Below are 595 nucleotides of genomic sequence, written 5' to 3'. Positions count from 1 at the left end.
GGGCGCGGGTGTCACGGAAAGGACGCGAGGAGGTCGTTGGGACATCCCCCTATTCCCCTCCCGAGGGGTGATCCCGCTCCGCCGAACGGGTGAAAGTGCGGAGGTTCAGCCACCATTCGGGACTTCGGACCCGAAACATCCATGTGTCGGCCTCGTTAGTCGGCACAGGTCCGCGAGGACCGATCGGGGAAACCCGAAGCCCGTAAAAATGCTGAACACTCCGTCAAGACAGGGAGACCACATGTCTCGCATGGCCAAGTCCGCCGCCTTCGCGGCCGCCGCCGGGATCGCCGTCCTGGGGACCGCCGGCACCGCCGTCGCCGACAGCGAGGCCCAGGGTGCCGCCGTCGGTTCCCCCGGCGTCCTCTCCGGCAACGTCATCCAGGTGCCGATCCACATCCCCGTGAACGTGTGCGGCAACACCATCGACATCGTCGGTGTCCTGAACCCCGCCTTCGGGAACGTCTGCGTCAACGCCTGACGTCCCCGTCTCCCGGTCCGGCCCGGACCCGCGGCACCCACCGCGGGTCCCGGCCGGTCGGGCGGGTTCCTCGGCCGAGCGCCGATCCCCCGCGCGCCGCGGGCGCCCCACCGG

1 protein-coding gene is annotated in these 595 nt (G+C 70.3%); it reads left to right on the top strand.

The genetic code is table 11. The features are described 5' to 3' along the window. Window positions 1–241 precede the first annotated feature (241 nt). Window positions 242–481, top strand: a complete 240-nt coding sequence (locus FNQ90_RS26070) for a chaplin (protein ID WP_182608544.1) — start codon at window positions 242–244, stop codon at window positions 479–481. Window positions 482–595 lie beyond the last annotated feature (114 nt).

Origin of the sequence: Streptomyces alkaliphilus (assembly GCF_014141535.1) — a bacterium.
Classification (GTDB): domain Bacteria; phylum Actinomycetota; class Actinomycetes; order Streptomycetales; family Streptomycetaceae; genus Streptomyces; species Streptomyces alkaliphilus.
Note: the sequence above shows the minus strand (reverse complement) of the source record. Positions and strands in the feature narration are given on the sequence as shown.